Source organism: Sphingomonas sp. SORGH_AS_0438 (assembly GCF_031453475.1).
GTDB lineage: Bacteria > Pseudomonadota > Alphaproteobacteria > Sphingomonadales > Sphingomonadaceae > Sphingomonas.
Window position 1 is genome coordinate 898,529 of record NZ_JAVIZS010000001.1, and the last position, 26,717, is coordinate 925,245.

General features: G+C 68.9%; 21 protein-coding genes. 12 read left to right on the forward strand and 9 right to left on the reverse strand.

All coding sequences use genetic code 11. The features are described 5' to 3' along the window. Nucleotides 1-190: 190 nt before the first annotated feature. Nucleotides 191-1,216: a LacI family DNA-binding transcriptional regulator gene (locus tag QE452_RS04385; RefSeq protein WP_309659862.1), complete on the forward strand. Its 1,026-nt coding sequence runs from the start codon at nucleotides 191-193 to the stop codon at nucleotides 1,214-1,216. Nucleotides 1,217-1,265: 49 nt separating this feature from the next. Then, nucleotides 1,266-2,765, forward strand: coding sequence for an MFS transporter (locus tag QE452_RS04390; RefSeq protein WP_309659861.1), 1,500 nt, complete (start codon nucleotides 1,266-1,268; stop codon nucleotides 2,763-2,765). On the opposite strand, the gene QE452_RS04395 is transcribed toward QE452_RS04390, so the two are convergent. The 5 genes from QE452_RS04395 to QE452_RS04415 form a co-directional block, all read right to left on the reverse strand. Continuing rightward, a complete protein-coding gene (locus tag QE452_RS04395) occupies nucleotides 2,749-4,077 on the reverse strand; it encodes a HAMP domain-containing sensor histidine kinase (RefSeq protein ID WP_309659942.1) in 1,329 nt (442 codons plus the stop codon). The two genes, QE452_RS04390 and QE452_RS04395, sit on opposite strands and share 17 nt — an antisense overlap. Nucleotides 4,078-4,082: 5 nt before the next feature. Then, a complete protein-coding gene (locus QE452_RS04400; protein WP_125994000.1) occupies nucleotides 4,083-4,802 on the reverse strand; it encodes a response regulator in 720 nt (239 codons plus the stop codon). A gap of 47 nt (nucleotides 4,803-4,849) precedes the next feature. Then, on the reverse strand, nucleotides 4,850-5,320 hold the full coding sequence (locus QE452_RS04405) for a hypothetical protein (protein ID WP_309659860.1): 471 nt from the start codon (nucleotides 5,318-5,320) through the stop codon (nucleotides 4,850-4,852). Between the two features lie 133 nt (nucleotides 5,321-5,453). Next, on the reverse strand, nucleotides 5,454-6,143 hold the full coding sequence (locus tag QE452_RS04410; RefSeq protein ID WP_309659859.1) for a glutathione binding-like protein: 690 nt from the start codon (nucleotides 6,141-6,143) through the stop codon (nucleotides 5,454-5,456). A 96-nt stretch (nucleotides 6,144-6,239) separates the two neighbouring features. Next, complete coding sequence (locus tag QE452_RS04415) at nucleotides 6,240-7,496, reverse strand: TetR/AcrR family transcriptional regulator (RefSeq protein WP_309659858.1); 1,257 nt, start codon at nucleotides 7,494-7,496, stop codon at nucleotides 6,240-6,242. 123 nt (nucleotides 7,497-7,619) lie between these two features. Between QE452_RS04415 and QE452_RS04420 the strand changes: the two genes are divergently transcribed. The 6 genes from QE452_RS04420 to QE452_RS04445 are packed head-to-tail and all read left to right on the forward strand — an operon-like array spanning nucleotide 7,620 to nucleotide 13,725. Then, nucleotides 7,620-8,882, forward strand: a complete 1,263-nt coding sequence (locus QE452_RS04420) for an acyl-CoA dehydrogenase family protein (protein WP_309659857.1) — start codon at nucleotides 7,620-7,622, stop codon at nucleotides 8,880-8,882. A gap of 23 nt (nucleotides 8,883-8,905) precedes the next feature. After that, nucleotides 8,906-9,988, forward strand: coding sequence for a Zn-dependent alcohol dehydrogenase (locus tag QE452_RS04425; protein WP_309659856.1), 1,083 nt, complete (start codon nucleotides 8,906-8,908; stop codon nucleotides 9,986-9,988). Continuing rightward, nucleotides 9,985-11,043, forward strand: coding sequence for a phosphotransferase family protein (locus QE452_RS04430; protein ID WP_309659855.1), 1,059 nt, complete (start codon nucleotides 9,985-9,987; stop codon nucleotides 11,041-11,043). Before QE452_RS04425 ends, QE452_RS04430 begins: the two co-directional genes overlap by 4 nt. After that, nucleotides 11,040-11,807, forward strand: a complete 768-nt coding sequence (locus QE452_RS04435; RefSeq protein WP_309659854.1) for an SDR family oxidoreductase — start codon at nucleotides 11,040-11,042, stop codon at nucleotides 11,805-11,807. The genes QE452_RS04430 and QE452_RS04435 overlap by 4 nt, the downstream gene beginning before the upstream one ends. A gap of 13 nt (nucleotides 11,808-11,820) precedes the next feature. Beyond that, nucleotides 11,821-12,615 carry an SDR family oxidoreductase gene (locus tag QE452_RS04440; protein ID WP_309659853.1) on the forward strand — a complete coding sequence of 265 codons (795 nt, stop codon included), beginning with the start codon at nucleotides 11,821-11,823 and terminating at the stop codon, nucleotides 12,613-12,615. Between the two features lie 57 nt (nucleotides 12,616-12,672). Further along, a complete protein-coding gene (locus tag QE452_RS04445; protein ID WP_309659852.1) occupies nucleotides 12,673-13,725 on the forward strand; it encodes a PAS domain-containing methyl-accepting chemotaxis protein in 1,053 nt (350 codons plus the stop codon). Nucleotides 13,726-13,766: 41 nt separating this feature from the next. Here QE452_RS04445 and QE452_RS04450 read toward each other — a convergent pair whose 3' ends face one another. The 3 genes from QE452_RS04450 to QE452_RS04460 are packed head-to-tail and all read right to left on the reverse strand — an operon-like array spanning nucleotide 13,767 to nucleotide 18,126. Then, a complete protein-coding gene (locus QE452_RS04450) occupies nucleotides 13,767-14,657 on the reverse strand; it encodes an acyl-CoA thioesterase II (protein WP_309659851.1) in 891 nt (296 codons plus the stop codon). Between the two features lie 3 nt (nucleotides 14,658-14,660). Beyond that, nucleotides 14,661-17,246: a glycoside hydrolase family 9 protein gene (locus QE452_RS04455; protein ID WP_309729653.1), complete on the reverse strand. Its 2,586-nt coding sequence runs from the start codon at nucleotides 17,244-17,246 to the stop codon at nucleotides 14,661-14,663. A gap of 37 nt (nucleotides 17,247-17,283) precedes the next feature. Continuing rightward, nucleotides 17,284-18,126 (reverse strand): hypothetical protein, encoded by an 843-nt coding sequence (locus tag QE452_RS04460; protein ID WP_309659849.1) that lies wholly within the window; start codon nucleotides 18,124-18,126, stop codon nucleotides 17,284-17,286. Between the two features lie 301 nt (nucleotides 18,127-18,427). On the opposite strand from QE452_RS04460, the gene QE452_RS04465 reads away from it, so the two are divergent. The 3 genes from QE452_RS04465 to QE452_RS04475 are packed head-to-tail and all read left to right on the forward strand — an operon-like array spanning nucleotide 18,428 to nucleotide 21,536. Then, nucleotides 18,428-19,384 (forward strand): alpha/beta hydrolase, encoded by a 957-nt coding sequence (locus QE452_RS04465; RefSeq protein WP_405052731.1) that lies wholly within the window; start codon nucleotides 18,428-18,430, stop codon nucleotides 19,382-19,384. Then, a complete protein-coding gene (locus QE452_RS04470) occupies nucleotides 19,381-20,079 on the forward strand; it encodes an acetylxylan esterase (protein WP_309729656.1) in 699 nt (232 codons plus the stop codon). Before QE452_RS04465 ends, QE452_RS04470 begins: the two co-directional genes overlap by 4 nt. An 11-nt stretch (nucleotides 20,080-20,090) precedes the next feature. Next, a complete protein-coding gene (locus QE452_RS04475; RefSeq protein ID WP_309729658.1) occupies nucleotides 20,091-21,536 on the forward strand; it encodes a family 43 glycosylhydrolase in 1,446 nt (481 codons plus the stop codon). A gap of 312 nt (nucleotides 21,537-21,848) precedes the next feature. Here the strand turns inward: QE452_RS04475 and acnA are convergent, their stop codons facing one another. Beyond that, the gene (gene acnA / locus QE452_RS04480) at nucleotides 21,849-24,536 is read right to left on the reverse strand and encodes an aconitate hydratase AcnA (protein WP_125994547.1); all 2,688 of its coding nucleotides are present in this window, start codon (nucleotides 24,534-24,536) and stop codon (nucleotides 21,849-21,851) included. Between the two features lie 372 nt (nucleotides 24,537-24,908). Between acnA and QE452_RS04485 the strand changes: the two genes are divergently transcribed. Next, nucleotides 24,909-26,672 carry a methyl-accepting chemotaxis protein gene (locus tag QE452_RS04485; protein ID WP_309659846.1) on the forward strand — a complete coding sequence of 588 codons (1,764 nt, stop codon included), beginning with the start codon at nucleotides 24,909-24,911 and terminating at the stop codon, nucleotides 26,670-26,672. Nucleotides 26,673-26,717: the final 45 nt, after the last annotated feature.

Genomic DNA, 26,717 nt, shown 5'->3' on the forward strand with positions numbered 1-26,717 from the left:
GTAATGAAATCAATTGCTCGCTTCGCCAATCGATCGACATACGTATTCAAATCGTGAACAAATCGATTGTGACTTTTCGGTGACAATGATCCTGGCCGCACCACCGCCGTTGACGCTGGCGCGTGATTGGAGTTTGTCGTTTCCGGGCATCCGCCATGGTGGCGTGGCCGATGCGGGAGAGTGAAGGCACGTGGCGGGGCAGCGCAAGGCGACTTCGTTCGATATCGCCCATCTCGCCGGCGTGTCGCAGCCGACCGTGTCGCGCGCGCTGCGTGGCAGCCCGACCGTCAGCCCGGCGACGCGCCAGCGGATCGAGGCGATCGCCAAGCAGCTCAACTATACGGTCGACCGCGCCGCCTCCGGCCTGCGCTCGGGCCAGTCGCGGACGCTGGCGCTGCTGCTGTTCCGCGATCCCAGTCCCGACGACACGCTGATCAACCCTTTCTTCCTGGCGATGCTGGGATCGATGATGAGCAGTTGCGCCGAGGCCGGCTACGACCTGCTCGTCTCCTTCCAGCAGCCCTCGTCCGACTGGCAGGCCGATTACGAGCAGAGCCACCGCGCGGACGGGCTGATCCTGCTCGGCTATGGCGATTATGCCGACTATCGTCAGCGGCTGGTCGACATGGTCGAGCGCGGCACGCATTTCGTCCGCTGGGGCCATGTCCAGGCGGGGCAGCCGGGGCTGACGATCGGGTGCGACAATGTCGCGGGCGGGCGGTCGGCGGCCGAGCATCTGGTCGCGCAGGGCCGCCGCCGTATCGCCTTCCTGGGCGACGCCACCGATCACTACCCCGAGTTCCACGACCGCTATCTGGGCTATGTCGCGGCGCTGGAGGCGGCGGGCCTGCCGATCGATCCGCGACTGCAGGTGCCGGCGATCTCGACCGAGGAGGCGGGGACGCGCGCGGCGGAGGATCTGCTCGACCGGGGCGATCCGTTCGACGCGATCGTCGCGGCCAGCGACCTGATCGCGCTGGCGGCGATGCGGGTCTTCGTCAATGTCGGGCTGCGCGTGCCGGAGGATGTCGCCATCGTCGGCTTCGACGATATCCCCGCCGCCAGCCTCGCCAATCCGCCGCTGACGACGGTGGTGCAGGATGCCGGCGCGGCGGGGCGTCGCCTGATCGACACGCTGCTGGCGCGCATTCGCGGCGAGCCGACGCAAAGCGTGGTCCTGCCCACCCGTTTGGTGGTACGTCGCTCCTCGGTCTGACCCGCGACAGGCCCGGAAACAACGACATGCGGGCGAGAGAGGATTGCGGATGAAGGACAAGCCCCGCCAGGGTTTCGCCGGTTTGTGGAACATCTCCTTCGGCTTTTTCGGCATCCAGATCGGCTTCGCGCTCCAGAACGCCAATATGAGCCGCATCTTCCAGTCGCTGGGCGAGCGGCTGGACGACCTCGCCATCCTGTGGATCGCCGCGCCGCTGACCGGGCTGCTGGTGCAGCCGGTGATCGGCTATTTCTCCGACCGGACCTGGGGACGGTTCGGGCGGCGGCGGCCCTATTTCTTCGCGGGCGCGGTGCTGGCGACGCTGGCGCTGGTCGGGATGCCCAATGCGCCGGGCCTGCTGGCGGCGGCGATGCTGCTGTGGATGCTCGACGCCTCGCTCAACATCGCGATGGAGCCGTTCCGCGCCTTCGTCGGCGACATGCTGCGCAAGGACCAGCATACCGCCGGCTATGCGCTCCAGACCGCGTTCATCGGCGCGGGCGCGGTGATCGGATCGGCCACGCCGTTCCTGCTCGACCGGATCGGCATCGCCAATGTGGCGAGCGGCGGCGGCGTGCCGGATACGGTGCGCTATTCCTTCTATCTCGGCGGCGCGGTGCTGTTCGCGGCCGTGACCTGGACCGTGGTGACGACGCGCGAATACAGTCCGGCCGAACTGGCGGCGTTCGACGGGCTGGCCGTCGAACCGCATGATCCACCGCCGGTGCCGCCCGCCTCGACCCTGGGCGGCCTGGCCTGGATCGGCGCGGGCGCAGGGATCGCCCTGTTCGTGCTGCTGCTCCGGCTGGAAAAGGAACTGGCGCTGCTCGGCGTGCTGGTCGCGCTCTACGGTATCGCGCGGCTGGCGGCGGGGTGGCTCCATGCGCGCGGGCGGAGCGACAATGTCCTGACCCATATCGTCGGCGATTTCGCGGGAATGCCGCCGATCATGAAGCGGCTGGCGCTGACCCAGTTCTTCACCTGGTCGGCGCTGTTCATCATGTGGATCTACACGACGCCGGTGGTCGCCCAATATGCCTTCGGCTCGGCGGACCCGGCGAGCGCGGCCTATAATGCCGGCGGCAACTGGGTCGGCATCCTGTTCGCCATGTACAATCTTGTCGCCGCGCTGACCGCCGCCTTCCTGCTTCAGCCGATGGCGCGCCGCTTTGGCAAGGTGCGGACCCATGCCGGCGCGCTGGTGATCGGGGCGATCGGCTTCCTGTCCTTCTTCGTGCTTCGCGATCCCTATACGCTGCTGCTGGCGGAGGTGGCGATCGGCATCGCCTGGGCGTCGATCCTGGCCATGCCCTATGCCATCCTGGCGTCCAGCCTGCCGCAGCGGAAGCTGGGCATCTATATGGGCCTGTTCAACATCTTCATCGTCGTGCCGCAATTGCTGGTGGCGACGGTGATGGGCACGATCGTCCGCCATTTTTTCCCGACCGAGCCGATCTGGACCATGGCCTTCGCCGCCGCGGTGATGCTGCTGGCGGCGCTGTCGATGCTGCGCGTGCGCGAAGGGGAGGGCGTCAGCGCGGCAGGGTGATGGTCGCGACCAGCCCGCCGCGCGGCCGGTTGGCGAGCGTCACCTCGCCGCCCGCCTCGTTGACGATGGCGCGGGCCAGCGCCAGTCCCAGGCCGATGCCGCCCGTGTCGCGGTTGCGCGAATGCTCCAGCCGGGTGAAGGCATCGAACACATCGTCCAGCCGGTCCTCCGGGATGCCCGGCCCGTGATCCTCAACCAGGATGGCGACCTGCGGGCCGAGATGGGCGATCCGCACCGTCGCCGACACGCCGTATTTCACCGCATTCTCGATCAGGTTGCGCACGGCCCGGCGCATCAGCGACGGCCGCAGCTTCAGCGTGATCCGCTCTCCCTCGATATAGTCGACCGGCGCGCCCAGATCGCGGAAATCCTCCACCACCGCATCGACCAGCGCCCCCAGATCGACCTCGACGCGCGGTTCGGACGGGCGGCCGAGCCGGGCGAGCGACAATATGTCGTCCAGCGTCCGGTTCATCTCGGCGATGGTGTCCGCCATGCGCTGGCGGTCGACCTCGTCCTCGACCGACTCGATCCGCACGCGCAGCGCCGCCAGCGGGGTGCGCAGGTCATGGCCGATCGCGCCCAGCATCCGGTCCTTCTCATCCAGCATCGCCGACACGCGCAGGCTGAGCCGCTGGAAGGCGGTGATCAGCCCCGCGACATCCTCCGGCCCCTCCGCCGACAGCGGCACCGGCTCGGCACCCGGCCGGAACTGCTCGGCCGCGCGGGTCAGGTCGCGCAAGGGGCGCAGCATCCGCCGCACCGCCCACAGCACCGGCAACAGCACGACGATGTAGAGGATCAGCGTCTGGCTGACGAGCGCCCAGAAGATGCGCTTCCCCGGCCGGGGCCAGGGCGCGACGATGGTCAGCCAGCCGCGGCCCGGCTGCTCGACCGCGATCAGCAGCGTCTCGAAGCTGGGCGGATCGCGGAACCGCTCGGCCCGGCCGCCGCGCGGCATTTCGGGATCGCCGACCCGCAAGCCGGTATCGATCCGCCCGACCCGGATGCCCAGTTCGGCGAGCTGCCGGCGCAACTCGCTCGCGACCTCGGGATGGTGTTCCGCTGGGCTGGCGGCGATCGGATCGGCGGCCACGCGGCGCACCCGGCCGCGATCGGGGGCGAGCGCGCGCTTGCCCTGCACCTCGCGATCGAGCGCATCAGCGATCCGCACCGCCACCGGCCGGGTCGCCTGCTCCAGCCGGAACTGCGCCCGGTCGCGCAGCACCAGGCCGAAATTGATCGCCTGCGCGACGAACAGCGCCAGCGCGATCAGCAGCGCCATCTGCCCGGCGAAGCGACGCGGCCACATCCGCGTCAAAGCCGCGTGACCTCCGCCGCCAGTGTATAGCCGCCGCCCCAGACCGTCTTGATGATCTCGGGCGCCTTGGGATCGGCCTCGATCTTCTTGCGCAACCGGCTGATCTGATTGTCGATAGCCCGGTCGAAGGCGGCGGCCTCGCGCCCCTGGGTCAGGTCGAGCAACTGGTCGCGGGTCAGCACCTGGCGCGGCCGCGCGACCAGGGCCTGGAGCAGGTTGAACTCGCCGCTCGACAGCGCGACCGAGACGCCGTCGCGGTCGACCAGCGCCCGTTCGCCCGCGCGCAGCACCCAGCCGGCAAAGGCGTAGGAGCCGCCGTCCGGCGCATGATGGCGCGCCCCGCCGCCGCGCAATCGCCGCAGCACCACCTTGACCCGCGTCGCCAGTTCGCGCGGCGAGAAGGGCTTCACGACATAATCGTCCGCGCCCATCTCCAGCCCGACGATCCGGTCCGTTTCCTCCGCCTTGGCGGTCAGCAGGATGACCGGCACGTCGCTGGTCGCGGCGATATGGCGACAGAGCGACAGCCCGTCCTCGCCCGGCATCATGATGTCGACGATTGCCAGGTCGATCGCATAGGCGGCCAGCCGCGTGCGCGCCGAGGCCGCATCGCCGACCTGGGTGACGCGAAAGCCCTGGCGAACCAGATATTGGGCCAGCGGTTCGCGGATCGAGCGCTCGTCATCGACCAGTAGCAGGTGCGGCACATCTCCCATCGGCTCGGCTTCTAGCATGGCGGGCGGCGCGGGGAAGGGGGCCGGCGTCAGCGATCGACCGATGCGGGCGGCATAGCCGCCTCGGTCGGCGGCAGGTCGCGCTTCCACGCGCGCCGCGCCTCGCGCAGGTTGGCGATCTCGGTCTTGTCGAGCCGGCCGTCATGATCGCCGTCCATCCGGTCGAACCGCGCGGCGGCGCGGGCGCGGAACTGGTCGAGCGTCATCGCCTGGTCCTCGCCATGACGGCGGGGCGGACCGCGCCGGCCGAGCCCGCGCGGATCGCGCATCTGCGTGACATAGGCGCGACGCTCGTCGGCGGTGACCCTGCCGTCATGATCGGCGTCCATCCTCGCGAATTCCAGGTCGGCGGCGGTCAGCGCCTCCTGACGGGTGACGATGCCGTCGCCATCCGCATCGGCGCGCATCATATGCTGGAGTGGCGGCGGCGGGGGCGGAGGCGGGGCATCGGCGCTGGTCTGCGCCAGTACGGCCGAGAGGATCAGGGCAAAGGGTTCCATCGGCGCATCTCCGGTCGGTGGGGACGATCCCCGTCTGAAGCCTGATCCTTATGCCGCGCCCCTGTCGCCCGCCTGTGTCGGCCGGCGGCGAAACTGTCGCAAAGCGTAACAATCCGCCGCCGGCCGACAGGACTCAGCGCGCGGTCTGCCCGAACAGCGTCTTGCGCGCTTCCTCGTCGGTGGCGAGGTTGCGCGTCTTCAGCCCCTCGGCCTTGGCATAGGCCGCCACCGTCGCCGGGCGCGCCGCGATCCGGTCGAACCAGCGGTGCAGATGGGGGAAGTCCTCCAACTTCTGGCCCTGCGCCGCGTGCGGCACGATCCAGGGGTAGCAGGCCATGTCGGCGATCGAATAGTCGCCCGCGACATAATCGCGGGTCGCCAGCTGGCCGTTCAGCACGCCGTACAGCCGCGTCGTCTCGCGCAGGTAGCGATCCTGCGCATAGGGGATTTTCTCGGGCGCATAGATGTTGAAGTGATGGTTCTGGCCGAGCATCGGGCCCAGGCCACCCATCTGCCACATCAGCCACTGCACCACCTCGGCCCGGCCGCGCATGTCGACGGGCAGGAAGCGGCCGGTCTTCTCGGCAAGATACAGCAGGATCGCGCCGGACTCGAACAGGCTGACCGGCGCGCCGCCATCGGCCGGCGCATGGTCGACGATCGCCGGCATCCGGTTGTTGGGAGCGATCTTCAGGAAATCGGGCGCGAACTGGTCGCCCTTGCCGATATCGACCGGCACGATGCGGTAGTCGAGCCCGGCTTCCTCCAGGAACAGCGTGATCTTATGGCCATTGGGCGTGGGCCAGTAATAAAGGTCGATCATCGAACTTGGTCCTTGTCAGCGTCCGCCCGCATGTAGGCGCGGGGCCGGCCGCCGCAATGCCGGCCGGCCCGCGTCCCACCCGCGCCATGCCTCGCCTCACCCCGGCGGGGAGGACGCCATCCGGTCGTCGAACATGCCGTAGAGCAAGGTGGAGGCATACATGGCGATCGCGGTGGCGCGGGGCATGGTGGTGGCCCATTTGCGCATGTCGAACGCCGCATTCTGGAGCGAGGTGAGCGCCTGCGCCGCGACCAGCGCGTCGACCGGGCGGCACGACCCCTCCGCCACGCCGTCCATCATCATGCCGGCATAGCGGCGCGCGATCCGGTTGGAGCGATCGACCATCGCCTCGCGCTCGCCCAGCGGCAGCCCGCTGAGCGCCGTGGTGCGGAGCAGCGGCGCGGCCTCGGCGAACTGCACGTCGAGCAGCGTGGCGACGCCGCTCGCCAGCCGCTGCCAATGGCTGCCCCCCAGCGCGTCGGCGCGCGCCTGGGCCTGGGTGATGGTGTCGAAGCTGCGACGATAGCAGGCGAGCACCAGCTCGTCCTTGGCGTCCAGATGGTGGTAGAAGCTGCCCTTGGTCACGTTCAGCTCCGACGCGATCCGCTGCACCGAGGCGCCGCGATAGCCGAGCTCGTTGATCAGCCGCGTGGCGGCGAGCAGGAAGGCGGCCCGGCCCGGCTCCGCCTCGTCATGCGCTAGGTCGAGCATCACCGGGCTCCACGGCGCGCCGGGCGCGGCGATGCCGTGCGCGAACACGTCCATCAGCCGCGCCTCGACCCGGTCATATTGGTCGAGATCGTAGCGCTGGATCCAGATCGGCAGCCAGAAAGTATTCTCCAGCAGCACATGCGCGCGCGCGCCGGCCAGATCCTTGTGCGCCCGGCTGACGGGTGAGCCCCATAGCGCGCGGGTGTCGCGGAACACCCGCTGCCAGCCGGTCATCAGCCGGGTGCGGATCGGGTCCTCGGTCGCGCGCAGGTCGGACAGGACGGCGAACGCCTTCTCCTCGCCCGTCGCGATCCGGGCCAGCCGCACCATGTTGAGCCGCAGGTAGCGGGCGACGCGCGCCTGCGGCGTCGGCTCGCGCATCGCCTCCGCCAGCATCTCGCCCAGCCGGTCGAGCGTGTTCTCGAACGCGGCGGCGGCCAGATCCTCCTTGCGCTTGAAATAATAGGTGACGCTGGTCGTGTTCAGCCCGACGCGGCGCGCCACGTCGGCAAAGGTCATGCCCTTGGCCGACTGTTCGTTGATCGCCTCCGCCGCCGCTGCCAGGATCGCGTCGCGCTTGGCGCGGAAACGGCGGGTGCCGCTCTCCTCGGCGGCCGGGGTCCGGGGGGTGTCCTGCTCCATCCCGATCTGGGTAGCAGCTTGGTTTCGAAAAACCAGTCGCTTTGTTCAGTCAGGCGATCATGGCTTTACCGAAGATGCGGTACGGTTTACCTCTTCCGGGAATCATGGGATGGGAGAGGTGCCGTGGACTTCACGTTGACCGAACGGCAGGCCTATTATCGCGACCGCGTGCGCGCCTTTATCGATGCGGAGATCCGGCCGCGTCATGGCGACTATCTGGCGCAAAGCCACACGGACGAGCGGTGGAAGGTGCTGCCGGTGATCGAGGAGGTCAAGGCGATCGCCAAGGCCCAGGGGCTATGGAACTTCTTCATGCCGCCGCGCGCCGGCCGCGCCCATGTCGACGATAGCTTCCAGTTCGAGGGCGAGCAGCTTTCCAATCTGGAGTATGCTCTGTGCGCCGAGGAGATGGGGCGGATCGGCTGGGCGTCGGAATGCTTCAACTGCTCCGCGCCCGATACCGGCAATATGGAGGTGTTCGAGCGCTACGGCACGGCCGCGCAGAAGGAACGCTGGCTGCGGCCGCTGATGAACGGCGAGATCCGCTCCGCCTTCCTGATGACCGAGCCACAGGTCGCCTCGTCCGATGCGACCAACATCCAGACCGCGATGGTCCGCGACGGCGACCATTATGTCGTCAACGGCCGCAAATGGTGGTCGTCGGGGGTCGGCGATCCGCGCTGCAAGGTCGCGATCCTGATGGGCAAGACCGATTTCGGCGCGGAACGGCACCGGCAGCAGTCGATGATGATCCTCGACATGGACACGCCGGGCGTGAAGATCGAGCGGATGCTGTCCGTCTATGGCTATGACCATGCGCCGCACGGGCATGGCGAGGTGACGCTGACCGACGTCCGCTTGCCGGTGGAGAACATGCTGCTGGGCGAGGGGCGCGGGTTCGAGATCGCGCAGGGACGGCTCGGACCGGGCCGCATCCATCACTGCATGCGCACGATCGGCGTCGCCGAGGCGGGGATCGAGGCGATGGCCAAGCGGCTGCTGTCGCGCGTCGCCTTCGGCAAGCGGATCGCCGACCATAGCGTCTGGGAACAGCGCATCGCCAAGGCGCGGATCGATATCGAGATGACGCGCCTGCTTTGCCTGAAGGCGGCCGACATGATGGACAAGGCGGGCAACAAGGCGGCGCAGCTGGAGATCGCGATGATCAAGGTCGCGGCCCCCACCATGGCGCTCCAGGTGCTGGACGATGCGATCCAGGCGCATGGCGGCGGCGGCGTCAGCGAGGATTTCGCGCTGGCGCACGACTGGGCGGCGCTCCGCACGCTGCGCTTCGCCGACGGGCCGGACGAGGTGCACAACCGCGCGATCGCCCGCGCCGAGTTCGGCAAATATGGCGAGTGGAAGGCCGAGCTGCCGACCCGCTGATCCGATCTTCGAAGGACATGATCATGAAGGCAGCCGTGCTGTTCGAGGCCGGGCAACCGCTCCGCATCGAGGACGTCACCATCGCCAAGCCCGCCGCGCATGAGGTGCTGATCCGCACCGCGGCGGTCGGCGTGTGCCGGTCCGACCTGCATTTCGTCGACGGGGCCTATCCGCACGCCATGCCGACCATTCCCGGCCATGAAGCGGCGGGCGTGGTCGAGGCGGTGGGTGAGGAGGTGCGCTGCGTGAAGGTGGGCGACCATGTCGTCACCTGCCTGTCCGCCTATTGCGGGCAGTGCGAGTTCTGCGTCACCGGTCGGATGTCGCTGTGCGTCGACGCCGCCGTCCGCCGTCCGAAGGGGGCGCCGCCCCGCCTGATGCTGGGCGACGTGCCGGTCGCGCAGATGCTCAACCTGTCGGCCTATGCCGAGATGATGCTGGTCCACGAACATGCCTGCGTCGCGATCGACCGGGACATGCCGCTCGACCGCGCGGCGCTGCTCGGGTGCGCGGTGACGACGGGGGCGGGAGCGGTGTTCAACACCACTGACGTGACGCCCGGCGAGACGGTGTGCGTGGTCGGCTGCGGCGGCATCGGGCTGGCGGCGGTCAATGCCGCGAAGATCGCCGGCGCGGGCCGGATCATCGCGCTCGATCCCGTGGCGGAGAAGCGGGCCATGGCGGAGAAGCTGGGCGCCACCCACAGCTTCGACAGCGCGTCGGAGACGGTCGCCGACGAGGTGGTCGCGCTGACCCGGGGCGGGGTGCATCATGCGATCGAGGCGGTCGGCCGGCCGCAATCCGCCGCCACCGCAGTTAAGGTGCTGCGGCGCGGCGGCACCGCGACGATCCTGGGCATGATGCCGCTGGGCGAGAAGGTCGGCCTGTCGGCGATGGACCTGCTGGCGGGCAAGCGCTTGCAGGGCGGGCTGATGGGATCGAACCGTTTTCCCGTCGACATCCCCCGCCTGGTCGACTTCTACCTGCGCGGGCTGCTCGATCTCGACACGATCATCGCCGACCGGCTGCCGCTGGACCGGATCAATCAGGCATTCGACGAACTCCGCCGGGGCGAGACGACGCGCAGCGTGGTGACCTTCGCATGACCGGCGCGCCGAAGGAGGCGACCGTCGCGGTGGCGGAGAAGGACCGGCTCGATCTCGACCGGCTGGCCGATTGGATGCGCGGGGCGGTGCCGGGCTTTGCCGGGCCGATCGCCTATGCCAAGTTCGCGGGCGGCCAGTCCAATCCCACCTATCGGCTTGACACGCCGGACCGCGCCTATGTGCTCCGGCGCAAGCCGTTCGGGCCGATCCTGCCCTCGGCCCATGCGGTGGAGCGCGAATATCGCGTGATCGCCGGGCTGCACCCGACCGGCTTCCCCGTGCCGCGCCCCTACGGCCTGTGCGAGGATGCGGGGGTGATCGGCGCGCCCTTCTACGTCATGGAGATGGTGGAGGGGCGGACGATCTGGGACGGGGCGATGCCGGACCAGACGCCGACCGAACGCCGCGCCCATTATGACGCGATGATCGACACGCTCGCCGCGCTCCATCAGGTCGATCATGCGCGCGCGGGGCTGGCGGATTACGGCAAGCCGGGCAACTATTTCGAGCGGCAGGTCGCGCGCTGGACCAAACAATATCGCGCGTCGGAGACGGAGGTGATGCCGGCCGTCGACCGCCTGATCGAATGGCTGCCGCGCACCCTGCCCGAGCAGACACGCACCGCGATCGTCCATGGCGATTATCGCATCGACAACATGATCTTCGCGTCGAACGAGGCGCGGGTGGTCGCGGTGCTCGACTGGGAATTGTCGACGCTGGGCGATCCGCTGGCCGACTTCTCCTATTTCCTGATGAACTGGGTGACGGAGCCGGAGGGGCGATCGGGCGTCAAGGGCCTGACCGGGCCGGAGACCGGCATCCCGACGATCGAGCAGGTGGTCGAGCGTTACTGTGCGGCGACCGGGCGCGACGGGGTGCCGCAGCTCGACTGGTACTTCGCCTATAACCTGTTCCGCCTGACCGGCATCGTCCAGGGCATCAAGAAACGGATCATCGACGGCAATGCGTCGAGCGCGCGTGCGGCGGAAACGGCGGCGCGCGTCCACGGCCTGGCGGACGCCGCCTGGGCCTTTGCGGAAAGGGCAGGAGCATGACCGACCTCTTCGACCTGACGGACATGGTGGCGATCGTCACCGGATCGTCGCGCGGCATCGGCCGCGCCTCGGCGATCGAACTGGCGCGACACGGCGCGCGCGTCGTCATCTCCAGCCGCAAGCAGGAGGCGTGCGAGACGGTCGCGGCGGAGATCAACGCCCAATTCGGCAAGGGGCGGGCCATCGCCATCGCCGCCTCCATCTCCGACAAGGCACAGCTGGAGGCGCTGGTCGCCGGCACGCGGGACGCCTTCGGCCGGATCGACGTGCTGGTCTGCAATGCCGCGTCCAACCCCTATTACGGGCCGCTCGCCGGCATCGCCGACGATCAGTTCCGCAAGATCCTGGACAATAACGTCCTGTCCAATCACTGGCTGATCCAGCTGGTCGCGCCCGAGATGCGCGAGCGCAAGGGCGGCTCGATCATCATCGTGTCCTCGATCGGCGGCCTGCGCGGGTCGCAGACGATCGGCGCCTATAACGTGTCCAAGGCCGCCGACTTCCAGCTCGCGCGCAACTATGCGGTCGAATATGGCCCGGACGGAGTGCGGGTGAACTGCATCGCGCCCGGCCTCGTCAAGACCGACTTCGCCCGCGCCCTGTGGGAGGACCCGGAGCAGATCCGCCGTTCGAACGAGATGGTGCCGCTGCGTCGCATCGGCGAGCCGGAGGAGATCGCCGGCGCGGTCGTCTATCTCGCCAGCCGCGCCTCCGCTTTCATGACCGGACAGGCGATGGTGATCGACGGCGGCGTGACGATCTGACGGGAGGGTGAGAATGGAGCAGCGATTCCGGGGCAAGTCGGTGATCGTGACGGGCGCGGGGTCGGGGATCGGCCGCGCCGCCGCCATCGCCTTCGCGAGCGAAGGTGCGCGCGTGATCGTCGCCGATCTGAGTGGCGCGGAGGAGGAGACGGCGGCGGCGATCGGTGCGGCGGCGCGGCCGATCCGGGTCGATGCGGGCCACGAACCCGATGTCGAGCGCATGGTCGCGCTGGCGGAGGCGGCGCATGGCGGCGTCGACGTGATGTTCGCCAATGCCGGCATTTCCGGCGGCATGGCCAATATCTTCGACACCGACCCGGCGCTGTTCGCGGAGGTGCTGCGCGTCAACCTGATCGGCCCGTTCCTGGCGATCCGCCATGCCGCGCCGCGCATCGCCGCGCGGGGTGGCGGCGCGATCGTGCTGACTGCCAGCGTCGCCGGCTTGCGCTCGGGTGCGGGCTCGCCCGCCTATTCGGCGTCCAAGGCCGGGGTGATCAACCTGGCCCAGGTCGCCGCGCAGCAGCTGACCGGATCGGGCGTGCGCGTCAACGCGGTGCTGCCCGGCCTGACCGAGACCGGCATGACCCAGCCGGTGTTCGACCATGCCCGCGCGGTCGACAAGCTGGACCGGATCGGTCGCCTCAACCCGTTGCAGCGCGCCGCCCAGCCGGAGGAACTGGCGGCGGCGGTGCTGTTCCTGGCGTCGGACGCGGCCAGCTATGTCAACGGACAGGCGCTGGCGGTCGATGGCGGCTTGTCGTCCAGCCATCCGGTGACCCGGCAATCCTATGGGAGCACTGCCGCATGAGGATGTGATTACCCCTGCGTTCACCGAATCTTAGCGGTCGAAGCTCACATATTCCTCATGTCCGTCAGCGTCCTGCCCAATTCGTCCAGCCATGCCGATCTCGCCGCCCTGTGGCGCGCGGTCGACATCTCGCAGGTGGTGATCCGCTTCGCCTGCGATGGCACCATCCTCTCCGCCAATGAACAGGCCTGCGCCTTGCTGCACTATCGGCCGGACGAGCTGGTCGGCCGGCATTGCGGGCATTTGTCGCCTGATCTCCAGGTCGGCACGGCCAGCTTCCAACGGGTCTGGCAGTCGCTGCTCGGCGGTCGGCCGCTCGGCGGTGTGCATCGCGGCGTCGGGCGCGATGGCCGCAACGTCTGGGTCCGCGCGACCTTCCAGCCGATCCTGGGCGCGGACGGCACGGCGGAGGGGGTGCTGCTGGTCGGGTCGGACATCACCGCCGCGACGCTGGCCGCCGAAGAGGCCGACCGGCGCATGGCCGCGATCGAGCTGACGCATCTGGTGATCGAATTCGACCTGGACGGGCGGGTGCGCGATGCCAACGACCTGTTCCTCGAACGCATGGGCTATACGCGCGACGAGGCGATCGGCCTGCCGCACCATCGGTTCTGCGATGCCCAGTTCGTCGCCTCCGATGCCTATACGGATTTGTGGGAGAAGCTGCGCAACGGACTGCACAGCGCCGGCCGGTTCCGCCGCATCGCGCGGGACGGCACCTCGGTCTGGCTCCAGGCGACCTATACGCCGATCCTGGACGACCAGAAACGGCCATGGAAGGTGGTGAAGTTCGCCACCGACGTGACCGACGAAGTGCATCTGCAAGAGGAGGTGCGGCTACGCCTGGCGGAGAGCCGCGCCTTCAGCGAGGAGGCGGCGGCGCGGCGGGCGGAGGCGGACCAGCTGGTCCTGCGGCTGGGCGAGATCGTGGAGACGATCGCCGGCATCGCCTCGCAGACCAACATGCTGGCGCTGAACGCCACGATCGAGGCGGCGCGGGCGGGCGATGCCGGGCGCGGCTTCGGTGTGGTCGCGGCGGAAGTGAAGAAGCTCGCCGACGGCACGCGCGCCGCGACCAACATGGCGCGCAAGATGATGGCGGCGCGGTAGGAGCCGGTGGTCCTGTAGTTCGCCGGGCGGTCGACCGGCCGTCATTCCCGCCGCCGGATCAGTCCCTCCTGCGCGGAGCTGGCGACCAGCCGCCCGTCCTGCGTGAACACCCGCCCCCGATTGAAGCCGCGCGCATGGCCGGCCCAGGGGCTGTCCATCGTGTAGAGCAGCCATTCGTCGGCGCGGAACGGCTCGTGCAGCCATAGCGCATGGTCCAGGCTGGCGGTCTGCATCCCCGGCGTCATGAAGCCGACGCCGTGCGGCCGCATCGACGTGCCGAGCAGCGCCATGTCCGACGCATAGGCCAGCACCGCGCGGTGCAGGGCCGGATCGTCGGCGATCGGCGCGCAGATGCGGAACCACAGATGCTGGACCGGCGCGTCCTGCCCCGGCTTGATCCAGCTGCGCGGGCCGACCGGGCGGATGTCGATCGGGCGCGGCCGGAGCAGCCAGGCATGGTGGCGCTCGGGCACCTCCGCCGCCATCGCCTGGCGCAATTCCCGCTCGCTGGCCAGCGTGTCCGGCGCGGGTACGTCGGGCATCATGTCCTGGTGCGCCAGTCCGCCTTCCGGCGTCTGGAACGAGCAGGCCATGTTGAGGATCGGCTGGCCCTGCTGCATCGCGATCACCCGGCGGGTGGCGAAGCTGCGCCCCTCGAAATCGCGCACGACGCGGTAGATGATCGGATGCGCCTCGTCGCCGGGTCGCATGAAATAGGCGTGGAGCGAATGCGCGACCTTGGGGGCGTCGGTCGAACGCTGCGCCGCCTGGAGCGCCTGCGCGATCACCTGCCCGCCGAAGACGCGCCCCTCGCCACCGGGCTGGCGCCCACCCCGGAACAGATCGGTGTCGATCCGTTCGATATCGAGCAGGGCGACCAGGGTCTCGGCCAGCTGTTCGGGCGTCGCGTCATGGGGCGTGTTGAAATCCATGGCTTATTCTCTGCGGAAAAAGCCGCCCGCCCGCAATGCCCGCCCGGCCGGATCAGCGCGTGGCGACCGTCGCGCCGCCCCCTCGCGCTCCAGCGCGGCGGCGGCATTGGCGAGCGCGATGTACATCGCCCCCTCCGGCACGACATATTCATTCTCGCCCCAGAAGAAGGGCCAGTCGTCGCGATTCTCCGGATAGTCGGGCTTCAGCAGCAGCACGCCCGGCACCACGCCGCCGGGGATGAAGGTGAAGTCCGCGCGGTTGCTGCCATAGGCCACCTCCTTCGACAAGGCGCCGACGCCCGAGACGAAGGACCGGTCCGAGGCCGGATGATGGCCGTGCAGATAGTCGAGCGCGCGACCCACGGTCGACCCGTCGACCAGCTCCGGAAAGGCGCGGTGCAGCGCATAGCCGGTCAGGCCGAAGTTCAGCACCGCGCCATTGCCGGCCCAGCCGCCGGTGGTGATCGGCACGCCGAACGGGTTCGCCGTCTCGGTTGCGGCCGCCTGCGCGACCCAGGCCTGCACCGCCGGGCGCAGCGCGGCGCGATATTCGGGCGGCATCGCCGGCAGCGCCTTCACCATCGTGGTGGCGCTGAACGCGAAGCCCTTCAGCATCGCCGGGGTCAGCGCCATGACGCGGTCGGCATATTGCCGGTCTCCGGTCGCGAGCAGCAGCTCGACCGCCGCGCCGAACTCCTCCGCCTCCAGCGGGCCGCCGGTGGTGTTGCCGTGGTGGAACAGGTCGGGGGCGTGGCTATGCTCGTCCTTCCAGACCTTCACCGCGCGGTCGAGGCAGAGGGTCGCGAATGCGTCGTCGCGTCCCTTCCACGCGCGATAGGTCGCGGCGAGCGCGGCGGCCGAGCCATATTCCAGCGCCGACGCCTTGCTGGTGAAGGCCCAGCGATCGTCCGGCGTGCCGCTGCGCCCGCCATTACGGTCATAGGCGCGCTCATAGGGCTTGAGCTTCGGGTCATAGACCAGCCCGTCGGTCTTGCTCGCCGCGTCGCCCAGATGCGTGTACTGGCCGACATCGGGCTCGACGATGCCGTGGATCGCATGGCCGACCGCGTTATATTGCGCCAGCAGCTGCACGCTGCCGTGGCGGATCTGCTGGAGGATGTCGGGCGTGCCGTCGGGCACATGGATCTCGACCCGCCGCGTCGTCCAGTCGACCGCCACCGTGTCGCGCTCCGGCTTGTACCGCTCCCAGATGTCGACCAGCTCGCGGATCACCTGATATTGGGTCTGGGTGCGGATGTCGAAGTCGCCCGCATCCAGCCACCCGCCGACCGCCAGGCCGGGGATGTGCTCGCCGGGCTTGAACGCCGTGTCGGTGGTCGGTCCCTGGCGATAGAGGTCAATATGCTCGTGGTTGATCGGGGCCTGGCGCGCATCGTCGCGATGCGGGTCGCCATGCCAGGTGCGATAGCCCTCGTTCACCGCCATATGGTCCATCGCGATCGGCAGATAGACGTCACTGCTCAGATGCCAGGACGTGGCCGTCAGCCCGGCGGCGATCGGGAAGGGGGCGGTGCGCGTATCGCCATATTGCAGCACATAAGTGCCCGGCGTCTTCACCCCGCTGAAGTCGAAGCGGACATAGCGGTAGCGCAGGTAGCGACCCCAGTCGCGCGCCGCCGGCGTGGCCACCGGGGTCATCCGGCCATCCTCCCCGACCCGGAGCAGGCGCGGCTGCCGGGTGCCGCGATCGTCGCGGTCCAGCTCGATCGTCGCCAGCTTGGGTGCATCCGGCGCATAGCCGAGCTGCGAATGGCCGATCACCGGCGGGCGCAGCCAGCCGGGCACGCTCGCCGCCTCCAGCGTCCATTCCACCACCTTGCCCGTCCGCCCGCCGGGCAGGAGCTGGCGGACGACATACCAGCCATTCTGCGCCTGGTTGCGACCGTCATAGAGCGACAGGTTGCCGCTCGCCGTGGCGATGCCGACGCGCCGCGCCGCATCCTCGGGCGACAGCACCAGCTTGCGGCCCGTCGCGAAGGGCAACGGCTCCGCGCCCGGTCCGTCGCTGCGGCCGCTGGCGGCGTTGCGATCGGGTGTCAGCGTCATCGCGTCCGCCGGGTGGCGCGGGAACAGCGCCGGCCGGCCATCGGCGGAGAAGGAGCGATGGAAATAGGCCGAGGGCACGAATTCCAGGTTCAGCCCTGCCTTGCCGACCAGGTCCGCCGGCAGCGGCTGGTCGAGCAGCACCGACAGCACCACCGCGCTGCCCCGCCGCTCCGCGCGGACGGTGTAGCGGAAGCCGGGATATTCCATCACCGCCTCGATCACCCCGGCCGCCTTGTCGACCCGGCGGCTGACGAACTGCGCGGCCGGGTCCCATTGCCCGGGCGTGGCGGACAGGCGCACATCGCCGTTGGTGGCGGTGCGCACGCCCTGCTGGATCAGTTCGACCCCGCTGATCTTGGCGTCGGCGAACAACCCTTCATTGACATTGGAGAAGATCAGCCAGTCGACGCCCGGCGCCTCGAAATAATCGGCGCGGTCGAAGCGGAGCGGGGTCTGCGCCACCGCGGCGAACGGCAGGCTGCCGAGCAGAGCGGCGAGCAGGATGCTGCGGCGAGGGGACATGGACATTCTCCTGGAGGCGCGGAATTCGGGGTCGGGGTCAGAGCGCGGCGTTGCGCGTGATCGTCAGCCTGGTGTCGCGGCACCAGCCGCAATCGGGTCCGGCGAAGCGGGCGCGGGCCTTGCCGTCGCCCTTCAGCTGCCAGTCGAGCCACTGGGTCACGACCTGCGCCGCCAGCCCGCCATGCGGCTGCATATAGGTGCCGCCATGGCCCACGGGGATGTCGACCAGCGCGGCGGGCACGGCCTGCAACCGGCGGAAATCGTCGCTGCCATTGGCATGGGCGATGTCGTCCGGCCCGCCCAGCACATAGAGGACGGGCGTGTGGAGACGGCCGAGCAGTGCCTTGTCGGAGACGATGCCGGGGATCGGGCTCTTGCCGTCGTTGAAGAAGCCGGTGTTCATCGCCACCACCGTGCGGACACGGGGGTCGGAGCCGATGGTCAGCGCCTGCAACCCGCCGCAGCTCCAGCCGGAGACCGCGATCCGGTCGGTCGCGATCCGGCCGCGCAAGGGGCTGCCGGGCCGGACATTCTCCCGCGCCACCCAGTCGATTGCGTCGGTCATCAAATGCGTCGCGGTCTGGGCCTGGAGCGGGCCACCGGTCGCGGCCGGCTTAAGTCCGGCCTTGCGGATGGTGCCCGAGGCGATCACCAGATAGCCGTGCGAGGCGATCTCCAGCAGGTGATTGCGCGAGCTGGTGGCATCGGCGCTGCACCCGCCATTGCCGAAGATATAGACGGGTAGGGGATCGCGGCCCATTTTGGCGGGGCGGTAGACGACATGGTCGGGAAGGCTGGCGCGTTCCTCGAACAGCGCGGGGAAGGGGCCGCTGCCGCGTTCCGGCGGCGGGCTGGCGGCCATCGTCATGGTAGCGCTCACCACAAGCCTCACGCTCATCAGGATCGTCATGCCGGATCGCGCCATTCGGTCCATCCCCTCGATTATTGTCGGAGCATTTTGCTGCTCCCTGAAGCCCGATCCTGCCCGAGAAGCCGTTTGTGATCAACGGTGTACCACGTAACGGCCATCAATCCCGCGAGATTGGCGGGGTCGTTGCCGAGCGCTGATCGCTATTGTTGTTGGACAAGTTGACGGCCGGCCGCGACCGTGCGTAGGTTGCGCTACCACGGATCGGGACCGGCGCGGGACAGCGTCGGCGCGAGGCAGGGAGAATGAGAGGATGGCGGTGGCCAGGGTCCTGATCGGAGGCGCGATGCTGGCGGCGATCGCCGTGCCCGCGGCGGCGCAGGATGCGCGGATGACGCCCATGGCCGCGCCCGCCGCGCCCGGTGCCATCCCGCTCGGCACCGGACCCGGCAACAGCGCCTCCGCGCCGGCGGAAAGCTGGTTCCGCCAATATGGCGTGGCGATGACGCGCAACGTGTCGGTCGCGACGCTGACGCCGGTCCTGCCCGACCCCGCCAGGGCCACGGGCGCGGCGGCGATCGTCGCGCCGGGTGGCGGCTTCCTGATGCTGTCGATGGAGAATGAGGGCTGGCGTGTCGCCCGCGCGCTCGCCGATCGCGGCATCGCCGCCTTCGTCCTCAAATATCGGTTGAAGCCGACGCCCGCCGACCTGCCGGGCTTCGAACGCGCGGTGAACGCGATGTTCGCCAGCGTCGGACAGCCGCGCGCCCGGCTTGGCTCGGATGCGGCGGCGGCGGGTCTCACCGACCAGATCGCCGATGCGCGCGCCGCCGTCCGACTGGTGCGCGCGCGGGCCGGGGAATGGCATGTCGACCCGAACCGCATCGGCATGATCGGCTTTTCGGCGGGCGCGATGACGACGATGGTCACCGCCCTGTCGGCGCCGGACACGAAGCTGGCCTTCATCGCGCCGATCTACGGATCGATGGAGGCGGTGACGGTGCCCAGGGACGCGCCGCCCCTGTTCGCGGTGCTGGCCGCCGACGATCCGCTCTTCGCGCGCAAGGGGCTAGGCCTGATCGATGCCTGGCAGCAGGCGGGGCGGCCGGTCGAATTCCATCTCTACCAGGGCGGCGGCCATGGCTTCGGCCTCGGCAAGCCCGGCACCACCAGCCCCGGCTGGTTCGACGCCTTCACCCGCTGGCTGTCGGTCAGCGGCATCACCACGCCCATGTCCACCACCGGACCCTCTTCGGGAGCAGCAGGATGACGCGACACGCCTTCTTCGGGGGCCTGATCATGGCCCTGACCCCGGTCGCGGCGACCGCGCAGACGCCGGCCGCCAGCGCCCCCGCGGTGCTGCCGCTCGCGGATTATTTCCAGCCGGCCGCGGGCGGCCCGATCGCGCCGGATGCGGACGGCTTCCTCCGGCGCTGGCTGCTGCTGGAGCCGATCACCAAGCCCAACCCGACCAATGCGGTCTTCACCGGCACCTATGTCCGGGAGACGCTGTCGCCGCAGACTTATCCCGGCCGCTTCGCCGCCCTGCCGCGCGATGGCCAGATGGTGCGGGTCGACCGGCCGCTGCGTTGGCACGCGCTCGACTCGAAACTCTGGGACGTGAAGCTGTTCAACTTCGCGCAGGCGCTCGGCCAGCCCAAATATGGCGTGATCTTCTGGGCGGTGACGGTGGTGAACAGCCCGCGCGAGATGCGCGACGTGCGTCTCGCGGTCGGGTCCAACTCGGCATCGCGCTGGTGGCTGAACGGCGATCTGGCGGTCGAGGCGTTCGACGACCGGCGGATGGTGATGGACGATCTGCTGTCTGATCGCATCACCCTGAAAAAGGGGCGCAACGTGCTGCGCGGCGCGGTCATCAACGGGCCCGGCCTGAGCGACTTCGCGATCCGTTTCGTCGACGCGGCCGGACAGCCGATCCGCGACATCACCACCGACGTGAAGTGAGGATGCCCGTCATGATCAGGACCCTTTGCCGGCTGTCCGCCGGTGCCGCCGCACTCCTCGCCGTCTCGCCCGCCCCGGCGCAGCTCGCCGGCACCGTCTTCATCCACGACCCCTCGACCGTCACCGAGTCGGACGGGAAATGGTTCACCTTCGGCACGCGCGGCGGCGGGCTGATCTCCGAGGATGGCTGGACCTGGCGCGGCGGCGCGGAGCGGCCGGGCGGCGGCGTCGCACCCGACATCATCCATATCGGCGATCGCTATTACGTCGCCTATGCCGTCGGCGGCGGCGGCATGTCGGGCGGCCATGCCAGCCAGGTCAAGATCATGTGGACCAAGTCACTCGACCCGCAATCCCGCGACTTCGGCTATCACGATGTCGGCGTCGTCGCCTCGAGCGACGGGGTGGAGAATCACGACGCGATCGATCCCGCCTTCCTCTATGTCGATGGGCGGTTGTGGCTGAGCTACGGCACCTATTTCGGCTCGATCCGCATCATCGAGCTCGATCCCAGGACGGGCCTGCGCGTCGCGGGTAACCAGCCGGTCGATATCGCCATCGACATGGAGGCGACCGCGCTGATGCACCGCGATGGCTGGTATTATCTGCTCGGCACGCACGGCACCTGCTGCGACGGACCGAACTCGACCTACAACATCCGCGTCGGCCGGTCGCGGAACGTGCTGGGGCCCTATGTCGACAATATGGGCCAGCCGCTGCTGAAGGGCGGCGGCAAGCTGGTCGCCGCCGCGCATGACCGGGTGCAGGGGCCCGGGCATTTCGGGCTGATCGACCTGGGGGGCGGCACCCAGAAATTCTCGATGCACTATGAGTCCGACCTCGACCGGGGCGGGCGCAGCGTGCTGGCGATCGAGCCGCTGCTGTGGCGCGACGGCTGGCCGGTGGCGGGCAGCAACGTGCGGCCGGGCGACTATGAGATCCAGTCGGAGCGGAGCGGCAATGCCTTGCAGCTCAAGGTCGATTTCGTCCGCATCCCCTTCGACGTGCGCGCCAGCTTCATGGCCAAGCCGACCGATGCGACCAGGGCCTTGCCCGATCAGGGTCTGGCGGACGTGCAGGGCGGCTGGCCGGCGGGGCGGGTACGGGTCGAGCTGGCCGCGCATATGAACCGGCCGAACCAGCGCTGGACGGTCACGCCGATGCCCGACAAGGGCGGCTGGTTCGGCGCGCCCTATTACCGCATCGGCATCACCGGCACCGAGCGCGTGCTGGCGACGACGCCGGCGGGCGAGGTGGAGGCCGTGCCGGGCTATACGGGGTCGGATGCGCAATTGTGGCGGATCGATCAGCTGACCGACGGCAGCTACCGGATCACGCCCAAGCTGCGCGCCAAGGGACAGGACAGCGCACTGATGGCGATCGGCACCAGCACGGTGACGCTGGCACCCTTCGACGCGCGCAGCGATGCGGGGCGGTGGCGGTTCCGTATGCCTTGAGCGGGGTGGTGCGGAGGTGGTGTTTCGTTCCTTCTTCGGTTCCCCGGCGAAGGCCGGGGCCCAGGTGGGAAGGTTGATGTAACGGAGCGAAGCACTCCCTACCGACGTCCCCCAACTGGGCCCCGGCCTTCGCCGGGGAACTGGTGGGTCGTTAAATGGACAGGATCGGAGCGCGTGCACCCCACGCACCCGCTTCGCGTCTTCGCGCGATCCCATCGCCCTCACACGAAAAGGCCGCGACCCCTCGCAGGATCGCGGCCTTTCGCTTGAACTCTCAGGCGTCCGGACCGGCCGGACGCCCGGGCACCGTCCTTACGCCGCCAGCTTGCGCAGCACGTAGTGAAGGATGCCGCCGTTCAGGAAATATTCCAGCTCGTTGACGGTATCGATCCGGCAGCGGGTCTGGAACGTCTCGCTGCTGCCATCGGCGCGGGTCAGCGTGACCTCGACATCCTGGCGCGGACGCAGGCCGCTCACATCATGGATGGTGAAGGTCTCCGAACCGTCCAGGTTCAGCGACTTGCGATCGACGCCCGCCGCGAACTGCAGCGGCAGCACGCCCATGCCGACCAGGTTCGAGCGGTGGATGCGCTCGAAGCTCTCGGCGATCACGGCGCGGACGCCGAGCAGGTTGGTACCCTTCGCCGCCCAGTCGCGCGACGAACCGGTGCCATACTCCTTGCCCGCGACCACGACCAGCGGCGTGCCATCGGCCTTGTAGCGCATCGCCGCGTCGTAGATCGGCATCACCTCGCCGTCATACTTGGACATGCCGCCCTCGACGCCCGGCACCATCTCGTTCTTGATGCGGATGTTGGCGAAGGTGCCGCGCATCATCACCTCGTGGTGACCGCGACGCGCGCCATAGCTGTTGAAGTCGGCGCGGCTGACCTGATGCTCCTGGAGGTACTTGCCCGCCGGGCTGTCCGCCTTGATCGAGCCGGCCGGCGAGATGTGGTCGGTGGTGATCGAGTCGCCCAGGATTGCCAGCGGCTTCGCCTCGATGATGTCCGACACGGGGGCCGGGGTCATCTCCAGACCCTCGAAATAGGGCGGGTTGGCGACATAGGTCGAACCGGCGCGCCACTGATAGGTGTCCGACCCGGTCACGTCGATGCCCGACCACTTGGCGTCGCCCTGATAGACATTGCCATAGCGGTTGCGGAACATCGCATCGTCGATGTTCGCGTTCATCAGCGTGGTGACTTCGTCGTTGGTCGGCCAGATGTCCTTCAGGAACACGTCCTGGCCGTCCGACCCCTGGCCGATCGGCGTGGTGTTCATGTCGGTCGTGACCGTGCCCTTGAGCGCATAGGCGACGACCAGCGGCGGCGAGGCGAGGAAGTTGGCGCGCACGTCCGGCGACACCCGGCCCTCGAAGTTGCGGTTGCCCGACAGGACCGACGCGGCGACCAGGTCGTTCTCGTTGATCGCGGCGCTGATCGGCGCGGGGAGCGGCCCCGAATTGCCAATGCAGGTGGTGCAGCCATAGCCGACCAGATTGAAGCCCATGGCGTTCAGGTCCTCGGTCAGGCCCGCCTTGTCGAGATAGTCGGTGACCACCTGCGATCCGGGCGCGAGCGAGGTCTTGACCCAGGGCTTGGGGCTCAGGCCCAGCGCCCGTGCCTTGCGCGCGACCAGGCCGGCGGCGACCAGCACCGACGGGTTGGACGTATTGGTGCACGAGGTGATCGCCGCGATCACCACGTCGCCATCGCCGATGTCATGGTCGCGGTCGGCGACCGGCGCACGGACCGGGCGCTCCTTGTGATAGACCTTGAACAGGTCGCCGTTGAACACCTCGTCCACCTTGCCCAGCGACACGCGATCCTGCGGACGCTTCGGCCCGGCGAGCGACGCGGTGACGGTGCCCATGTCGAGCTCCAGCGTGTCGGTGAAGATCGGGTCCGGGCTGTCGGCGTGACGCCAGAAGCCGTTTTCCTTGGCATAGGCCTCGACCAGCGCGATATTCTCCTCGGACCGCGCGGTCAGGCGCATATAGTCCATGGTCCGCTCGTCGATCGGGAAGAAGCCGCAGGTCGCGCCATATTCCGGCGCCATGTTGGCGATCGTCGCACGGTCCGCCAGCGTCATGCTGGCAAGGCCGGGGCCGAAGAACTCGACGAAGCGGCCGACCACGCCCTTGGCACGCAGCATCTGGGTGACGGTCAGCACCAGGTCGGTGGCGGTGATGCCCTCGTTCAGGGCGCCGGTCAGCTTGAAGCCGACGACCTCGGGGATCAGCATCGACACCGGCTGGCCGAGCATCGCGGCTTCCGCCTCGATGCCGCCGACGCCCCAGCCGAGCACGCCCAGGCCGTTGATCATCGTGGTGTGGCTGTCGGTGCCGACCAGCGTGTCGGGATAGGCGATCATCGCCTCGCCGCGCGCATGGTCGCCGATCTCCTTGGACGACCAGACCGCCTGGCCGATATATTCCAGATTGACCTGGTGGCAGATGCCGGTGCCCGGCGGCACGACCTGGAAATTGTCCAGCGCCTTGCTGCCCCACTTCAGGAACTCGTAGCGCTCGCCGTTGCGCTGATATTCCAGGTCGACATTGTCCTGGAACGCCTGGGGCGTGCCGAACTCGTCGACCATGACCGAGTGGTCGATGACGAGGTGGACGGGGACCTGCGGATTGATCTTCTCGGCATCGCCGCCCAGCTTGGTCATCGCATCGCGCATCGCGGCGAGGTCGACGACGCACGGCACGCCGGTGAAATCCTGCATCAGCACGCGCGCGGGGCGATACTGGATCTCGCGATTGGAGCGCGCATCCTTCTGCCAGTCGACGATCGCCTGGATGTCCTCGCGGGTGACGGTGACGCCGTCCTCGAAGCGCAGCAGGTTCTCCAGCAGCACCTTCATCGAGAAGGGCAGGCGCGACACGTCGCCCAGCTGCTCCGCCGCCTTGGCGAGCGAATAATAATCATAGCTCTTGCCACCGACCGACAGGGTCGTGCGGGTGTTGAGCGTGTCCTGGCCGATGGCGGTCATAGGGGTCCTTCTGCCTGTCTATGCCCCAGCGCGCCGGGGACGCGGGCGCAAGGACCGCAGGGGGCGCGAAGGGCAGGGGTATGGCGCGCGATAGCAGCGCTCCGGCTGGGGGGAAAGGGGGCGGCGCGGGGTTTCTCCCGCAGCGCGCCGGCGGACGATGTCCCTCATCATAGCGCATTTTCGCCTTTGCCGGACAGGGGACGGCCGGGTCCGGCCCATCCTCGGCCACGCTGCCGGCCTTCAAAATCGGATTCGAGCATAATCAAAAGGATGCAGTGATCCGATATAATATTATCCGATTCGGTCCGTCTCCGTCCCGGCCGCCCTCTATGATGCGTTCCATTAACCTCGCATCGTGACGGACCAGAATAGATGACGATCCGGACCAGGCTGATAATATGTCTGTCGTTGCTGGCGCTGGCCTTTGCCGGATTGACGTTGACGCTGCACCTGTCGCTCCATGCCAATCGACAGGCGCTCAGCCAGTTGCTGACCGGCCGGATCGCCCCCTTGCGCGACCTGAAGGTCGTGGCCGACAAATATGCGGTCGATATCGTCGATGCCGCGCACAAGGCGCGCAACGGCAACTTCACCATGGCCCAGTCGCTGGCCCATGTGCATGACGGGCGGACGCAGTTGGCCGAGCATTGGCGCGCCTATGCCGCGACGCGCCCGAGCGGGAAGGAGGCCCTGCTGGCGGCGATCGCCGAGCAGCGGATGGCGGCGGCGGACCGGCATGTCGCGACGCTGGAGTCGATCCTGCGTCGGGGCGACCGGGCGGCGCTCGACCGGTTTGTCATTGGCACGCTCTACGGCACGATCGATCCCGTTTCGGCGGCGATGAGCGACCTGATCGACGAGCAGATCCGTCAGGCCGACGCACAGGTCAGCTGGATCAGCACGATCGACCAGGGCGCGGCGATCACCGCCTGGGTGCTGGCGGCGGTGGCGGCGGCCGTGTGGCTGGCGTCGCAGCGGGTGACGCAACGCGGCGTCGTCAACCGGATCGGGTGTCTGGCGGGGACGATGGAGGATCTGGCGGCCGAACGGACCGTCGACATCCCTTACGTCGACGATGCGGACGAACTGGGCCGAATGGCGCGCGCCTGCGAGGTGTTCCGCGCGCGCGGCGCGGCGCGGATCGAGGCGGAACGGGTCCAGGCGGCGACCCAGCGCCAGGTGACGCAAGGCTTGCAGCGGACGATCGCGGCGGTGTCCGAAGGCGACCTGACCTGTGAGATCCCGGCCGACTTCCCGGCCGATTATGCGGCGGTCGGCCGCGACTTCAATGCGGGGCTGGCGCATCTGCGCGGGCTGATCGGATCGGTTCGGACCAGCGCCGTGTCGATCCGCACCGGATCGAGCGAGATCGCGCTCGCCTCCGAGGATCTGGCCCGTCGCACCGAACAGAGCGCCGCCAATCTGGAGTCCACGGCCGCCGAGATCGGCCGGATCGAGGCACGGGTCACCGCCTCCGAACAGGCGGCGGGGGAGATGGTGGTGAAGGCCGGCGATGCGATCGCGACCGTGGGCGATGGTCGCGCCGTCGCCGACGAGGCGGTGGCGGCGATGCAGCGGGTTTCGGCCAGCGCCCGCGGGATCGACTCGGTGATCGAGGGCCTGGACAAGATCACCTTCCAGACCCGCGTGTTGGCGATGAACGCCGCTGTCGAGGCGGGCCGGGCGGGCGAGGCGGGGCGTGGCTTCGCGGTGGTCGCCGATCTAGTCTCCGCACTGGCGATGCGCGCCGAGGAGGAGGCCAAGCGCGCCCGGTCGCAACTGACCGTGACCCAGGGCGAGATCGTCTCCGCGGTCGATCTGGTCCAGCGGGTCGACGAGGCGCTGGTCGCAATCGCGGGCGATGTCGGCCTGGTCCACGGGCTGGTCGGCCGGATGGCGACGGACAATCAGGTGCAGGCGACGGCGATCAGCCAGATCGCGCGCAACGTCAGCGTGATGGACGGCGCGACGCAACAGAATGCCGCGATGGTCGAGGAGACTTCGGCCGCCGCGCGTACCCTGTCGCACGAGGTGGAGGCGATGGCGCGGCAGGCGGAAAGCTTCACGGTCGACATGCGGGGGGCGCCGATACCGACGCGTGCGCCACAAGCCGGCGTCCTGCTGGAAATGGCCTGACGGGCATGAAAAGACGGCGCCGGTCGACTGGATCGACCGACGCCG

Excerpts from the sequence above, each read along its gene's own strand:
- QE452_RS04390 (WP_309659861.1), top strand. The coding sequence starts at position 1,266 with ATGAAGGACAAGCCCCGCCAGGGTTTCGCCGGTTTGTGGAACATCTCC.
- QE452_RS04395 (WP_309659942.1), bottom strand. The coding sequence starts at position 4,077 with ATGTGGCCGCGTCGCTTCGCCGGGCAGATGGCGCTGCTGATCGCGCTG.
- QE452_RS04400 (WP_125994000.1), bottom strand. The coding sequence starts at position 4,802 with ATGGGAGATGTGCCGCACCTGCTACTGGTCGATGACGAGCGCTCGATC.
- QE452_RS04405 (WP_309659860.1), bottom strand. The coding sequence starts at position 5,320 with ATGGAACCCTTTGCCCTGATCCTCTCGGCCGTACTGGCGCAGACCAGC.
- QE452_RS04410 (WP_309659859.1), bottom strand. The coding sequence starts at position 6,143 with ATGATCGACCTTTATTACTGGCCCACGCCCAATGGCCATAAGATCACG.
- QE452_RS04415 (WP_309659858.1), bottom strand. The coding sequence starts at position 7,496 with ATGGAGCAGGACACCCCCCGGACCCCGGCCGCCGAGGAGAGCGGCACC.
- QE452_RS04425 (WP_309659856.1), top strand. The coding sequence starts at position 8,906 with ATGAAGGCAGCCGTGCTGTTCGAGGCCGGGCAACCGCTCCGCATCGAG.
- QE452_RS04430 (WP_309659855.1), top strand. The coding sequence starts at position 9,985 with ATGACCGGCGCGCCGAAGGAGGCGACCGTCGCGGTGGCGGAGAAGGAC.
- QE452_RS04435 (WP_309659854.1), top strand. The coding sequence starts at position 11,040 with ATGACCGACCTCTTCGACCTGACGGACATGGTGGCGATCGTCACCGGA.
- QE452_RS04440 (WP_309659853.1), top strand. The coding sequence starts at position 11,821 with ATGGAGCAGCGATTCCGGGGCAAGTCGGTGATCGTGACGGGCGCGGGG.
- QE452_RS04445 (WP_309659852.1), top strand. The coding sequence starts at position 12,673 with ATGTCCGTCAGCGTCCTGCCCAATTCGTCCAGCCATGCCGATCTCGCC.
- QE452_RS04450 (WP_309659851.1), bottom strand. The coding sequence starts at position 14,657 with ATGGATTTCAACACGCCCCATGACGCGACGCCCGAACAGCTGGCCGAG.
- QE452_RS04455 (WP_309729653.1), bottom strand. The coding sequence starts at position 17,246 with ATGTCCCCTCGCCGCAGCATCCTGCTCGCCGCTCTGCTCGGCAGCCTG.
- QE452_RS04465 (WP_405052731.1), top strand. The coding sequence starts at position 18,428 with ATGGCGGTGGCCAGGGTCCTGATCGGAGGCGCGATGCTGGCGGCGATC.
- QE452_RS04470 (WP_309729656.1), top strand. The coding sequence starts at position 19,381 with ATGACGCGACACGCCTTCTTCGGGGGCCTGATCATGGCCCTGACCCCG.
- QE452_RS04475 (WP_309729658.1), top strand. The coding sequence starts at position 20,091 with ATGATCAGGACCCTTTGCCGGCTGTCCGCCGGTGCCGCCGCACTCCTC.
- acnA (WP_125994547.1), bottom strand. The coding sequence starts at position 24,536 with ATGACCGCCATCGGCCAGGACACGCTCAACACCCGCACGACCCTGTCG.
- QE452_RS04485 (WP_309659846.1), top strand. The coding sequence starts at position 24,909 with ATGACGATCCGGACCAGGCTGATAATATGTCTGTCGTTGCTGGCGCTG.